The sequence below is a fragment of the Providencia lanzhouensis genome (assembly GCF_050469745.1).
GTDB lineage: Bacteria > Pseudomonadota > Gammaproteobacteria > Enterobacterales > Enterobacteriaceae > Providencia > Providencia lanzhouensis.
In genome coordinates this window covers 1,039,611-1,054,163 of record NZ_CP174123.1, presented here as the reverse complement: position 1 = coordinate 1,054,163, position 14,553 = coordinate 1,039,611, and the positions used below count along the sequence as shown (strand labels likewise).

Here is a 14,553-nt window from a genome sequence, read left to right as displayed (position 1 = left end):
TAAATTGTCGCTGTCTAGATGTGTGGTTTACCCGATGAGAAAACAGAAAGAAAAGGAAGGAAGATAGTAAGTTAGGATTTTAGGCAAAAAAAAACTCCTCAAATTGAGGAGTTTTTAATGATGGTGCATCCGGGAGGATTCGAACCTCCGACCGCTCGGTTCGTAGCCGAGTACTCTATCCAGCTGAGCTACGGATGCAAAATTTGTCGATTATCAATCGATGCTGTATGACTACAGCAGTAATTTTAATTTATGAAATTGATGACAGAATTGTTGATACTAACAGAAATGTTTAAGAGATGGTGCATCCGGGAGGATTCGAACCTCCGACCGCTCGGTTCGTAGCCGAGTACTCTATCCAGCTGAGCTACGGATGCATTTTAGTGCAATACGTACTTCTCTCTCAATACTGCTTAATCAAAATCTACTTCAATATTTATGGTTATAAATCTTATTAGCTTTAAGAACCATATTAAATCTAAACTACTTTCGTTTCAGTTCGCTATAAACCAAAACATCACCCTATCAGCTTTGCTTATAAGGTAGAAAATGGTGCATCCGGGAGGATTCGAACCTCCGACCGCTCGGTTCGTAGCCGAGTACTCTATCCAGCTGAGCTACGGATGCAGAGCCTAAAATGGCGGTGAGGGAGGGATTCGAACCCTCGATGCAGCTTTTGACCGCATACTCCCTTAGCAGGGGAGCGCCTTCAGCCTCTCGGCCACCTCACCATATTTTAGTCACATACGATTTGTTTTTGTTTAAACATCTCGTCTCTGTGTGGCGCACATATTACTTTCCTAGACTTAGAAGTCAAACAATTTTTCCAAACTTTTTGCATTCCAATGATCGTTTGCACATTTCACAAGCAAGATGATTAGTTTAACACCGAAAAAGCAATATTTCCGTGCTTTTTTGCCCCTTTATTATCTTCACTCTTATTATAAAAAATTCAGAAAAAAATAGAGAAAGTTGATAGCACGTAGCTTAGTAGCATAAAAATAGTACAGAAAGAAAGGTGGATTCATTCAAAGAGATAGCGCTCAACACCAACATAATGTGTTAAGCCAATTAAAAAATAGAAAGATTAAGGAATTACTAAAGATAAAAAGGGGAAAGACAAGCGCCCATGATTGCTGTGTGATAACTCACTGGACGCTTATTCATTATTATTGATTGTCTGGTTGAGTCTTTTCGGCCTGGATCCGTTGATAAATTTCTTCACGGTGAACAGAAACTTCTTTTGGGGCATTAACACCAATACGTACTTGGTTGCCTTTTACGCCCAATACGGTCACTGTTACCTCATCGCCTATCATGAGTGTTTCACCAACTCGACGAGTCAGAATAAGCATTCTTTGCTCCTTGAAATATTAAAAGAGTCGGGTCTCTAGGTATTCCCCGCTATTGTCCATCACACACCGTGAAAACGTAAAGCAATGACATTCACCTAAAGCATTGATGCCATCAAGGCAATAATTCTAATTATTTACAAGCAAAATATAACACTACCGGCAACATATTAACAATGCTGCAACAGATTAAAGTTACCCCATTAAAATGGGGTAACTTCGCAGCAATTACAGTTTCGAATCAACCCATTGTTCGACACTTTCCATCGCTGTTGGTAATGCGCTTACGTCAGTACCTCCAGCCATCGCCATGTCTGGTCGACCGCCACCTTTACCGCCTACTTGCTGAGCAACATAGGATACCAAATCACCTGCTTTAATTTTAGCAGTCAAATCATTAGTCACACCAACAATTATACTGACTTTATCACCACTTGTGGTTGAAAGCACGATAATCGCCGATTTCAGCTGATTTTTTAGATCATCGACCATTGTTCTCAATAGTTTAGGATCAGTATCGCTTAATTGACTAACTAATAGTTTGATACCTTTAACATCTTTCGCTTTACTACCTAGTGAAGCACTTTCTTGAGAGGCTTGCTGATCTTTTAATTGCAAAATCTCTTTTTCAAGATTTCGTGATTTTTCCAATGCAGCTTTAACTTTCTCAACTAGGCTATTTGCATCACCTTTTAATAGATGAGCAATAGCAGAAAGTTGTTCTGATTGAGCATGTAAGTGCTCCATTGCAGCTGCGCCAGTTGTCGCTTCGATACGACGAACCCCAGCAGCGGTACCTGACTCACTTAAGATACTGAATAAACCAATATCCCCTGTGCGGCTAGCATGTGTACCACCACATAATTCGATGGAGAAATCCCCCATACTCAGAACACGTACTCGCTCTTCATATTTTTCACCGAATAATGCCATAGCCCCTTTCGCTTTCGCACCCTCTAAATCCATCAACTCAGTTTCAATTTCTGAGTTTTGACGGATCTGCGCGTTCACAATATCTTCCACTTGACGCAGTTGCTGTTGTGTCATCGCTTCAAAATGAGAGAAGTCAAAACGGAGATACTTGTCATTCACCAACGAGCCTTTTTGAGAAACGTGCTCGCCTAAGACTTGGCGTAATGCGGCATGTAATAAGTGAGTCGCCGAGTGGTTTAGGCGAATAGCATTACGTCTTTCACTATTGACTATAGCCGCAATTCGATGGTTAACAACTAATGAGCCAGATTCAACTTTACCTACATGACCAATTGCTTGACCATATTTTTGAGTATCAGTAACCGTAAAGTTAGCGCTGTCATTTTTAAGAACACCAGTATCACCAACTTGACCGCCTGATTCTGCGTAGAATGCGGTTTTATCTAAAATGACTAAACCTTCATCTCCCGCTTGCAGGGAATCAACTGGCTGACCATCTTTATATAATGCAGTGATAGTCGCTTGCTGTTCATCATGCTGATAGCCTGAGAATTCACTGTGTTTGTCAACTTTAATCAGTGCGTTATAGTCTGCGCCAAAGCCGCTTGATTCTCTCGCACGACGACGCTGATCTTCCATTGCACGCTCAAAGCCTTCTTCATCCACTTTAAGATTGCGCTCGCGACAAACATCAGCCGTTAAATCTAGCGGGAATCCATAAGTATCATAGAGACGGAATGCCGTTTCACCGTCTAGCGTATCGCCTTTCAGTGTTACCAGCTCATCATCTAATAATTGCAGACCACGTTCTAAAGTACGCGCAAACTGTTCTTCTTCCGTTTTTAATACTTTCTCAACTAAAGCTTGTTGACGCTGTAGCTCTTCCGCAGCAGGTCCCATCACTTTAATTAGGGTAGAAACTAATTTATAGAAGAACGTTTCTTTCGCGCCCAGCATGTACCCATGACGTACCGCACGACGAATAATACGACGTAAAACGTAACCACGACCTTCGTTTGATGGAATGACACCATCACTCACTAAGAATGCGCATGAACGAATATGGTCAGCAATAACGCGCAGAGATTTGTTGGACAAGTCAGTTGCACCTGTCACTTCTGCTGCTGCTGCAATCAGTTCACGGAAAATATCGATTTCATAGTTCGAATTTACGTGTTGCAGAACCGCAGAAATACGTTCCAGCCCCATACCTGTATCTACAGAAGGTTTTGGTAGTGGTTCCATGGTACCGTCAGATTGACGGTTGAACTGCATAAAGACGAGGTTCCAGATTTCAATATAGCGGTCGCCATCTTCTTCTGGACTTCCTGGAGGGCCACCCCAGATGTGATCGCCATGGTCAAAGAAAATTTCGGTACATGGTCCGCAAGGCCCAGTGTCACCCATCTGCCAGAAGTTGTCAGAGGCGTAAGGAGCACCTTTGTTGTCACCGATACGAATAATACGTTCAACAGGAACACCAATTTCTTTGTTCCAAATATCGTAAGCTTCATCGTCAGTCGCGTATACAGTAACCCACAGTTTTTCTTTTGGCAGGTTAAACCATTGTTCGCTGGTTAAAAGTTCCCATGCAAAGCGAATAGCGTCGTGCTTAAAGTAATCACCGAAGCTAAAGTTACCTAACATTTCAAAGAATGTGTGGTGGCGAGCTGTATAGCCCACGTTTTCTAAGTCGTTATGTTTACCACCTGCACGTACACAACGTTGTGCGGTTGTCGCTCGGGAATATGCTCGTTTATCCAGACCAAGAAATACATCTTTGAACTGGTTCATCCCTGCGTTAGTGAACAATAGTGTTGGGTCATTATTTGGCACTAGCGAACTGCTGGCTACCACCTGATGACCTTTCGTATGGAAAAAGTCGAGAAACGCTTGACGGATCTCAGCGGTGCTTTTACTCATATTTATCCCGATATCAAGCTGGAAACAGAATTACGAATTGTTGAGATGGAATGTAGCATCACCTCTAATCAACTCTCCGATTAAAAAGTGACTGATAAGATAAAGTCTCTTTGTATAGAAGTAAAATATAGATACATCCATTCGCGGCTTTCATTGTAAAGCGTCTGAATATTTTCTGAAAGTATGTTTATACCTCTGGCTAGGGTATTTTTCCACAGAAAAACTGTTCAATAAACTATTATTGTGATAGGCAGATACAAAAAAGCGCCAATCAATTAAGAATGGCGCTTTTGATATCAGGTTATTTCAACAAGTTAGCGTTGAATTAAAATTCTTCTGGAACTTCTTCTTCATCAGAATCACTGATGAAATCAGTTGCTGCACTGTTAAATTCACCTGTGTGGTTTAATAATAAATCACGCAGCTTTTTATCAATTTCTTGTGCAACTTCAGGGTGTTCTTTCAGGTAAGTTGTCGAGTTCGCTTTACCTTGACCAATTTTGTCGCCGTTATAGCTGTACCAAGCACCCGCTTTTTCAATCAGCTTATGTTTAACACCTAAGTCAATCAGCTCACCGAAGGTATTGATACCTTCACCATAAAGGATTTGGAATTCAGCTTGTTTAAATGGCGCTGCAACTTTGTTTTTCACAACTTTAACGCGAGTTTCGCTACCAACAATTTCTTCACCGTTTTTCACTGCACCAATACGGCGGATATCTAAACGGACAGAAGCATAGAATTTCAGTGCGTTACCACCAGTCGTAGTTTCTGGGTTACCAAACATCACACCAATCTTCATACGGATCTGGTTGATGAAAATCAGCAAGGTATTTGAGTTTTTCAGGTTACCCGCTAATTTACGCATTGCTTGACTCATCATACGCGCCGCAAGGCCCATATGAGAATCACCAATTTCGCCTTCAATTTCAGCTTTTGGTGTTAATGCTGCAACGGAGTCAACGATGATCACGTCTACTGCACCAGAGCGAGTTAATGCATCACAGATTTCTAACGCTTGCTCACCAGTATCTGGTTGGGAACACAGGAGATTATCAATATCAACGCCTAATTTTTTCGCATAGATAGGGTCAAGTGCGTGCTCAGCATCAATAAATGCACACGTTTTACCACTACGTTGTGCTGCGGCAATAACTTGCAAAGTTAATGTCGTTTTACCGGAAGATTCAGGACCGTAGATTTCAACAATACGCCCTAATGGCAAACCACCCGCACCTAAAGCAACGTCAAGAGATAAAGAGCCTGTTGAAATGGTTTCAACATCCATTGTGCGATCTTCACCAAGACGCATAATGGAGCCTTTACCGAATTGCTTTTCGATTTGACCTAATGCCGCAGCAAGTGCTTTTTGTTTGTTTTCATCAATAGCCATGTTCACTCCCTAAGGCAATGGTGGTAACCATTGCGAATAAAACGATTGAATTCGATTTGTTGGAACTAAGTATACTGTATAATCATACAGTATCAAGAAAATTTTTCAGATATTAACTGTAAAAGCGTTTCCAGCGAATAACCTGTTGATTGTAAACGAACTTGATACCTATCACCTTCGAATATCTGATGACGAGTCACAACATCCACAGTACCATTGGCCTGCTTTAATGCAAAACCAAACCAAACTGTCCCGACAGGTTTATCTTCACTGCCGCCGCCCGGTCCAGCAATTCCGCTGACTGACATTGCAAAGTCTGCTTGAGCTTCATTTAATGCGCCAAGTGCCATTTCCTGAACCACTTGCTGACTGACTGCACCAAAACGCGTTAATGAGTCATTCGTTACCCCAATCATTTGATGCTTGGCTTCATTACTGTAAGTTACAAACCCACGGTTAAAATAAGCTGAGCTGCCTGCGATATCCGTCAACACTTTGGCAATCCATCCACCAGTACAGGATTCTGCCGCCGTCACTGTTTTATCAAGTTGCAGTAAACGCTGTCCTAACTGAATACTTAATATTTCGAGTTGCTTCTCATCTATCATTTGGCTATTCACCATTATGCTGTTTTTTTACGAGCGCGATCCCAAATCCACAGCCCTGCAATCGCGATAGCAAACACTACACCAAAACCGACACCCACGCTCACGACTGAGAACCCAACCTTTATCGCCAGAGAATATAACCCTAGCATTAATAGCATGGCGCTGTTTTCACCGAGATTTTGTACTGCGATGGCATTACCTGCCCCGACTGTTTCTTTACCTTTCTCTTGGAGCAAAGCATTCAGTGGAACTACAAATAACCCACCAAAAATCCCTAATATCATCAATATAAAATATGAAGGAATAATATTGGTTTGCAGTGACAAGAAAACCACCATAACCCCAATCACGATCCCTGCGGGAATACAGCGGTAAACCGTTTTTAAGGTAATAAATTTCGCCGCTAACCCTGCCCCCACCACAATACCAACTGCAACCATCGCATTCAAAATGGTCGGGGTTGTATTATCTTGCAAGCCAAGAGCCACGGGCACCCATGCCACCAGCAAGAAACGTAATGTCACCCCTGCGCCCCAAAACATGCTGGTACCCACAAGGGAGAATCGGCTTTCTTGGTTTGCCCATAAAATACGACAGGCGGAGAAAAAATCCACCAGCAACAGTTTGAAATTCCATCCTGTTCCTGGTCTTGCAGCCGCTAAATGTGGAATAAAAAAGTTTACAATGACCGCTAGCGCATACAGTAAAGAGCAGGTTCCCAACGCCAATAATAGGTTAATGTCAGAGAGCATGCCGCCCACCACAGAACCCACTAAAATCGCGGCGATCGTTGAGGCTTCCATTAAACCGTTAGCTTTGACTAAGTTATCGCCGCCAGTCAACTCGCCTAAAATACCGTATTTTGCAGGGGAATATGCCGCAGCACCGACACCGACTAACCCATAGCATAGGAATGGATTAACCCCTAAACAGATCCCCAATGCTCCAACAAATTTAAATATGTTGGAAAACAGCATCACGCGACCTTTTGAGAATCTATCCGCTATTTGCCCCACAAATGGTGCTAGTACAATATAGGTGAAAACAAACACCATTTGTAGAATTGGGTGGCTCCATTCTGGGTAAAATTCCGCTTTTAGCTGCGCTAATATCGCGAATAATAAAGCATTATCTGCAAACGCAGAAAGAAACTGAGATGCCAGAACGGCCTTCATCCCTGTGCTCATCAGTGGCGTGTTTGGTGTGCTCTCCTGCATATTATTCCCCTGTTAACGCCATCTGTTTTAATGTTACGAAATCCGTTTTTCCACTGCCTAATACTGGTAAGGCTTTAACCCAGCGGATATCCCGCGGAACCGCCAATTCGGTTAAACCCTTACTTTTCGCTGCAGCAGATAATGCGCCTCGGTCAAGATCCTTATCAGTGGTAAATAGCACCAACGCTTCGCCTTTACTACTGTCGGGTTTAGTCACAACTCCGTGGTCGCAACTTGGCGAAATCTCAGCCACCATTTGTTCAATGCTTTCAAGAGAAACCATTTCGCCAGCGAGTTTAGCAAATCGCTTCACTCGTCCTTTAATAGTGCAGAAGTTTTTATTGTCTAACTCAACAATATCCCCTGTGTCATACCAGCCTGGCTCTATCTCGCCCTGAGCATTCTCGGCTTTTGGCTCTTCTAACACACCCGGCGCTTCAACTCGTAAATAGCCCTTCATAATATTCGGGCCTTTCAGCTGAAGTTTTCCGCCGTGCTCAATGCCCGGCAATGGGATAATACGGGCTTCCATACAGGGTAAAATCTGTCCTACAGAGCCTTCTTTCGCCGCCATAGGGACATTAATAGAGACAATCGGCGCACACTCAGTCACCCCGTAGCCTTCAAGAATGCGAATACCAAATTTTTCGTACCAAATTTTCTTGGTTTTATCCGACAGTTTTTCGGCTCCCGCGACAACATAGCGTACTCTTGCAAAATCATACGGATGGGCAAAACGTGCGTAATTACCTAAGAATGTTGAGGTTCCAAACAGAACGGTACAATTTCGGTCATACACTAACTCAGGAATAATTCGGTAATGTAATGGGCTTGGGTATAGGAAAACACGGCTACCCGAAAACAGTGGAATAAATAACCCAACCGTTAATCCAAATGCATGGAATAGCGGAAGCGATGACATAAAACGGTCACGCGGTGTAAAGTCGGCAATGGTTTTTATCTGTTCAACGTTCGCCATTAAGCTTCGATGACTATGTACTACGCCTTTTGGCGTTCCTTCAGAGCCAGAGGTAAACAATACAATAGCTTCATCATCCACATTTCGAGGAATAATCGCATTACGTGGTGAAAATAAGTGCTTAGCAATCCACCATTTATCTTGGAAAGTGACAGTATCTTTTAAATCTTCGAGGTAAATCCACGTGGCTTCAGGTACTTGCTCAGGAATATGGGTCAGCTTCCCTTTTTCCAAAAATTGTCTTGAGGTGAAAACCACTTTTGCCGTCGATGCTTTCAGTGCATTACTGATCCCATGACTCCCCGCAGTGTAGTTCAGCATCGCAGGCACTCGCCCACGCATTAAACAACCGAAAATTGCTGCCGCGGTCACTGTCGCATTGGGTAGCAATAACCCTACACGCTCATTTTCATGGGTATAGCGTTCGATAATTCGTCCAACACCAAGGGATTTTTTTAGTAATCCTTGATAGCTATCCTCTTTAAAGGCGATATCTTCAATACAGCGAGAACGACGTCCATAACGCTCAATACTATCAATAAAGGCTTCGACTAATGTCATTTGCGGGCGGCTTGCCATACGTGCCGCTTTCATGATTTGGTAAAGATGTTCTCCCGCTAGTGCTCGGCGCTCAACCGCACGAGGTGCATCCGGCATAGGAATGGCTTCAGCAGGTAGGATATGTAACTTGATTTTCGGGAACCACTTTAACGGGATAACCCCTTTTAAGCGCCCAAAATGACTTCGCTCAGCACCATCAATACGAATAGGGACAATTTTTGCCCCTGATTTAGCAGCGACGAAAGCAGCGCCTTCATAGATCTTCATTAAAGAGCCATGAACAGAAATGCGGCCTTCTGGGAAAATAACGATGGGGCGACCTTTGTCCACTTCACGAACAAGGTGTCTGAGACCTAATGGATTTTTTGGATCTAATGCAACAACATCGGCATAAGGCTTAAGACGCTTGATCATCTTAGGCGTCGCCACCGTGCTATACACAGCAAATACAGGTCTTACTGGTAAGAATAGCGCAATCAACACACCATCAAGAAAAGAGACATGGTTTGGCGTAATGATACATTTGTCTTGATTGAACTCATTTGGGTTGCCAATGACTTCGACACGAAACAAAAACTTCAGTACTTTTTTTATTATCTTTGCCAACATAATGATTCCCTTTCTTATGATGATAATTTTATCTATTGATTAACAATTAGATACTACAATAATTATCTCGATACCCATGCACCTCATTAAGGGGTTTATTCCTAAAGGTACTGGTATACCTAATATTTATCTCAAATTTGCGATCTGGTTAATGATAGCATCAATGGATTGATTGGCATCAATAACGTGGTGCGCAGTCGATAAATAGATAGGATCACGCTGCTCCATTACCTCTTCAATTTCTTCAAGCAGTGATTTTCCGGTTAAGCTCGGTCGCTGTTCTGCTTGAGGCTCTGCCGCCAGCCGCTGTGCGAGAGTTTCTGGGGTTGAACGTAAATAAATAACCGTTCCATTATCTCGCATAACCTGCTGATTCTCAGAGGCTAAAATAATCCCGCCCCCTGTTGAAACAATCGCTTTTTGTGGTTCGATTGAAGCAAGAATTTGGCTTTCAAGCTGACGAAAATAGTTCCAACCTTGTTGCTTGACAATGTCAGCGATGCTCATTCCTGCATGTTCAAAAATAAGTTTGTCAGTGTCAATAAACTGGTAACCCGTTTTTTCCGCGAGTTTCTTACCAATTGTTGTTTTTCCTGAGCCTCTAGGCCCAATAATGTAGAACATCTATATTCATCCCATCATCATGATTACTATGATAAATTTGCCATACACATGCTTCTAGCGGGTTAGCCTAAATGGCGAATAGCCTAAAAAATAAAGCCACACGCAGTGTGGCTCGAAATTATTATGATTAAATTATGGTCGACTTAAAAAATCACCGTAACCAATCCATTTATAAGTAGTCAGAGCATCTAACCCCATAGGTCCACGGGAATGGAGTTTTTGGGTACTCACAGCCACTTCCGCACCGAGTCCAAACTGTCCACCATCGGTAAAACGGGTGCTGGCATTCACGTATACCGCAGCTGAATCCACACGCTGTACAAAGTAATCCGCTTGGCGAATAGATTCCGTTAAGATGGCGTCAGAATGCGCGGTACCATAATGGCGAATATGCTCGATAGCGGCATCAATCCCTGAAACAATTTCAACGTTCAAGTCCAAAGATAACCATTCATCAACTAAGTTTTCCGCTTGAACAGGCACCACTTTAGCCACACCATCTTTCAAGAATGCCATTGCTTTTTCGCTGGCATGTAATGTCACTTGCTGCTGAGCCATTTTCTCACTTAAACGCGGTAAGAAACTCGCTGCAATATTTTCATGAACCAACAGTGTTTCCAATGAATTACATGCGCTTGGGCGCTGAACTTTAGCATTAGTAATGACACTTAGTGCCTTATCAAAATCCACAGAGTCATCTACAAAAGTATGGCAAACACCAATTCCGCCAGTGATCACCGGGATCGTGGATTGTTCACGACATAGTTTATGTAACCCTGCACCACCGCGAGGGATCAGCATATCCACATAGCGATCCAATTTTAACAATTGGGTCACTAATTCACGATCCGGATTATTGATTGCCTGTACTGCATTGGCTGGCAGCCCGCTATTTTTCAGCGCTTGCTGAATAACCTCTACCACCGCAAGATTGGTATTATGCGTCTCTTTTCCACCACGCAGAATGACCGCATTTCCCGTTTTTAAACATAAAGAAGCGACATCCACAGTGACATTAGGACGAGCTTCATAGATAACTCCAATGACCCCTAACGGAACACGGCGACGTTGTAAATTTAACCCGCTATCTAACTCGCTACCATCAAGGACTTGCCCTACCGGATCAGCCAGTTGGCACACTTTTCTGACGTCATCCGCGATGCTTTTTAAGCGCGCTTGGGTCAGCAATAAACGATCTTGTAATGCCTCACTCATACCGCTTTGTTGAGCTTGAGCCATATCCAGCTGGTTAGCCGCTAAAATACTGGCACTCTTTTGCTCTAAGAGGTCAGCAATTTGCTCAAGCGCACTATTTTTTTGTTTGGTATTAAATTGAGCCAACTGCCATGACGCTTCGCGCGCCGCTTTACCCATTTGTTCTAACATAATTAACTCACTATCATATCGTCGCGATGAACGGCTACTGAGCCATGTTCATAGCCAAGGATTTTACCAATATCTTGGGAATGGTGACCGGCAATCATTCTGAGCGCATCACTATTATAGTGGCTTACGCCATGTGCCAAATCTTTACCTGCCATATTGCGAATACGGATCACTGCGCCACGGGAGAAATCGCCTTCAATTTTCTTAATGCCTTTTGGCAATAACGAACTACCTTTTTCAGTGATGGCTAATTGTGCGCCGTCATCAATGTAAACATCGCCCGCCGCTGGCGCCCCAAAAATCCAGCGTTTACGGTTTTCCATTGGATTTTTCTGCCCATAAAAACGAGTTCCTACAGGGATATTTTCAATCACTGAATTGATGACATCTGGTTTATTGCCCGCTGCAATGAATACGTCAATCCCAGCACGGCCTGCAACATCAGCCGCCTGTAATTTTGTTGCCATTCCACCGGTGCCTAAGCCCGTTACACTATCCCCTGCCATACGGCGTAAATCATCATTAATACCGTGAACTTCAGGGATTAATTTTGCGTTCGGATTACTGCGAGGATCCGCGTCATACAGGCCTTCAATATCGGTTAATAACAGTAATTTATCTGCATCACCAAGAATGGCAGCAAGTGCGGATAGGTTATCGTTATCCCCTACTTTAATTTCTGCCGTCGCCACTGCATCGTTTTCATTAATCACCGGAATAATGCCGTTATCTAACAGCGCTTGCAGTGTGTCTCGCGCATTTAAAAAACGTTCGCGATCTTCAAGATCTGCACGCGTTAATAGCATTTGTCCAATGTGGATCCCATAGATGGAAAAAAGCCTTTCCCATAATTGGATTAAACGACTTTGACCGACCGCCGCCAGCAGCTGTTTAGATGCAATGGTGGCCGGCAGTTCGGGGTAATTGAGATGTTCACGCCCTGCGGCAATTGCGCCAGACGTGACAATAATAATTCGGTGACCTTTTTCATATTGCTGCGCACACTGTCTAACCAACTCAACAATGTGAGCTTGATTTAAACGACGTGAACCCCCTGTTAAGACACTTGTGCCAAGTTTGACCACGAGTGTTTGGCTATTTTTCATCATTTTTCTGCCATTAGGATTAATAAATACAAAGTGGGTATCAGTTTTATCAGGAGATGCGCGTTATGCCAACAGGCATAACGCAAAATTAAACAAAAGTTGGTTTAAAACAATTTTATGCGCTTAATTCCAGCTTTAATTCTGTCATTAAGGGGGATGGGAACAAGCTTAACTCTAGGGCAGATAATTGCTGGGTAAGGCGTTGATGGAAGGCATGCAGGTTCTTTTCGACGGCTTCCGTCGTTGCGGCATCTTTCAAGGTTTTTGCTTGCCAACTTCCCTGATTGTTGTAGATCCCTAACTTGTAAGCAAATTCGAAGCCTTCATCCATAGGGGCTAGTTCTAACCACCATCCCCAAAACTCACGTTTTTCAGGCGCGATATTCGCATTAACACAGACAACCAAGCTATCAAAAAAGTAGCAGTTTTTGATAGATTGTTGCTCACGTAAATAAGGCCCTATCGCAGCAAATTTCTTTAAAAATTTTCCATTTGTGTAATCAGTCGGTAACGCCATATTAAGGATCTCCTTCTTGGGAAGATCCCTTTTTAGCAAATGTTAAAAAATAAGCAAGCTATTCAATACAATTATAATATTTTACTTTCTAACCATTTGGTTGTATCTGACATTGATCGCTCGAAAGCCTCTAATATAGGGCTGCTCGACAACGTCAACAAATGACTATCCATAGACGAACGAGCGATTAAGTCTGAATCAGCTTTCGGACTGTAGGGATCATTTTTAAAACATACTGACATCATCGGGACTTGGTTACGGCGACCTAACAAACCTTGATTACGCAGTGAATAGCAGCTGAGTTCATGCCGTAATGATTGACCATCAACTTGATAAACCCCTAAGCGGCTAGCAAAAACATCCAGCACCATACGGGGGATATCTTTTTGGTATTTTTCTTCATGCAATAGGCTATGAACGATAGGACCAATCACCGCAACTGCTTTGATTTTATCTGGGCACATATACGCTAAACGAACAGCGATATTCGCGCCAAAACGGATCCCTGTGATGGCAAATCGTGTGTGGTCAATCCATGGAATGGTGTCGAGCTGGCGAACTATCTGTTCATGCAACGTGCTGGTTTCTTGCGAAAGGCTGTATTTACTGGAATAACCGATAGATGGCATATCCAGCGTTAACATCGCAATCCCTCGAGGCTCTAAATACTCTCTAAAGTAGCGGCTGTAATCTGTCTGTAGGCTATCAAGCATGCCACAAACCATCACGGTTGGGTAAGGACCTTGAACATTCGATGGTATGTGTAAAAAGCCACAGACTTCTTTACCACCATCGACTTTGAATGGGATTTTTTTCAATTGGTACTGTGAGAATTTTGCCGCGCTATCATAAGCCTTACAGGCTAATACAATCGCTTGATCCGCCAGTTCATCCCCTTTAATAAACGGGTAAGCCGCAATGCTGTATAAGTTAGCGGCACGCAGCCACGCATCACACGCTTCTTGACCTTTTTCAAATTCTAAGGCTTTTTGCTGCCAGCGCATGGCTTGATTAGACCATTCAAAACACCAATTACCACGGCGATTGCCAATGACAGTATCAAGCCATTCATCACGGCTGCGTTTAGCATCTGAGATGGCAATACGGCTTAAAACTTCTTCAATTTCAATCGCATCAATACCACGCCAAATCCACATTAACCGGTTGAGAGTACGATACCAATGATTATGTGAAGAGCCACTTAATACACTGTGGTTCTCTAATTGGGACAAAGTATGAGAGGAATAAGAAACCAACGTTGATGTTTCAACTTGTCTAACGCGAGGTTTAAAAAGTTTTTCGGATAAATTTTGCTGAGTCATGTGGGTTCCCTACTTTTACCTAT

11 protein-coding genes and 4 tRNA genes are annotated in these 14,553 nt (G+C 43.0%); all 15 read right to left on the bottom strand.

Translation table 11 applies throughout. The annotated features are described in order from the left end of the window. Positions 1–121: 121 nt before the first annotated feature. The 15 genes from ACIH2S_RS04790 to frsA all read right to left on the bottom strand — a co-directional run bounded on the left by ACIH2S_RS04790 (position 122) and on the right by frsA (position 14,530). A tRNA-Arg gene (locus ACIH2S_RS04790) sits at positions 122–198 on the bottom strand. Between the two features lie 102 nt (positions 199–300). Continuing rightward, a tRNA-Arg gene (locus ACIH2S_RS04785) sits at positions 301–377 on the bottom strand. Between the two features lie 173 nt (positions 378–550). Then, a tRNA-Arg gene (locus ACIH2S_RS04780) sits at positions 551–627 on the bottom strand. A gap of 11 nt (positions 628–638) precedes the next feature. Next, positions 639–731: transfer RNA gene (locus ACIH2S_RS04775), tRNA-Ser, on the bottom strand. Positions 732–1,169: 438 nt separating this feature from the next. Continuing rightward, positions 1,170–1,355, bottom strand: coding sequence for a carbon storage regulator CsrA (gene csrA, locus ACIH2S_RS04770; protein ID WP_004264815.1), 186 nt, complete (start codon positions 1,353–1,355; stop codon positions 1,170–1,172). 225 nt (positions 1,356–1,580) lie between these two features. Further along, complete coding sequence (gene alaS, locus ACIH2S_RS04765; protein ID WP_108479423.1) at positions 1,581–4,208, bottom strand: alanine--tRNA ligase; 2,628 nt, start codon at positions 4,206–4,208, stop codon at positions 1,581–1,583. A gap of 325 nt (positions 4,209–4,533) precedes the next feature. Next, positions 4,534–5,601: a recombinase RecA gene (gene recA / locus ACIH2S_RS04760; RefSeq protein ID WP_036954212.1), complete on the bottom strand. Its 1,068-nt coding sequence runs from the start codon at positions 5,599–5,601 to the stop codon at positions 4,534–4,536. Positions 5,602–5,693: 92 nt separating this feature from the next. Next, positions 5,694–6,209, bottom strand: a complete 516-nt coding sequence (gene pncC, locus ACIH2S_RS04755; RefSeq protein ID WP_036954226.1) for a nicotinamide-nucleotide amidase — start codon at positions 6,207–6,209, stop codon at positions 5,694–5,696. Positions 6,210–6,223: 14 nt separating this feature from the next. Next, positions 6,224–7,426 carry a lysophospholipid transporter LplT gene (lplT, locus tag ACIH2S_RS04750; protein ID WP_036954211.1) on the bottom strand — a complete coding sequence of 401 codons (1,203 nt, stop codon included), beginning with the start codon at positions 7,424–7,426 and terminating at the stop codon, positions 6,224–6,226. A 1-nt stretch (position 7,427) separates the two neighbouring features. Beyond that, positions 7,428–9,575 carry a bifunctional acyl-ACP--phospholipid O-acyltransferase/long-chain-fatty-acid--ACP ligase gene (aas, locus tag ACIH2S_RS04745; RefSeq protein WP_108479425.1) on the bottom strand — a complete coding sequence of 716 codons (2,148 nt, stop codon included), beginning with the start codon at positions 9,573–9,575 and terminating at the stop codon, positions 7,428–7,430. Positions 9,576–9,701: 126 nt separating this feature from the next. Continuing rightward, positions 9,702–10,199: a shikimate kinase AroL gene (gene aroL / locus ACIH2S_RS04740; protein ID WP_108479426.1), complete on the bottom strand. Its 498-nt coding sequence runs from the start codon at positions 10,197–10,199 to the stop codon at positions 9,702–9,704. A 132-nt stretch (positions 10,200–10,331) separates the two neighbouring features. Then, on the bottom strand, positions 10,332–11,585 hold the full coding sequence (gene proA, locus ACIH2S_RS04735; RefSeq protein WP_108479427.1) for a glutamate-5-semialdehyde dehydrogenase: 1,254 nt from the start codon (positions 11,583–11,585) through the stop codon (positions 10,332–10,334). Positions 11,586–11,587: 2 nt separating this feature from the next. After that, positions 11,588–12,691: a glutamate 5-kinase gene (gene proB, locus ACIH2S_RS04730; RefSeq protein ID WP_036954225.1), complete on the bottom strand. Its 1,104-nt coding sequence runs from the start codon at positions 12,689–12,691 to the stop codon at positions 11,588–11,590. 115 nt (positions 12,692–12,806) lie between these two features. Beyond that, entirely contained in the window at positions 12,807–13,208 is a 402-nt protein-coding gene (gene crl / locus ACIH2S_RS04725; RefSeq protein WP_036954207.1) for a sigma factor-binding protein Crl, read from the bottom strand. A 71-nt stretch (positions 13,209–13,279) separates the two neighbouring features. Further along, positions 13,280–14,530 carry an esterase FrsA gene (frsA, locus tag ACIH2S_RS04720; RefSeq protein ID WP_108479428.1) on the bottom strand — a complete coding sequence of 417 codons (1,251 nt, stop codon included), beginning with the start codon at positions 14,528–14,530 and terminating at the stop codon, positions 13,280–13,282. Between the last annotated feature and the right edge of the window lie 23 nt (positions 14,531–14,553).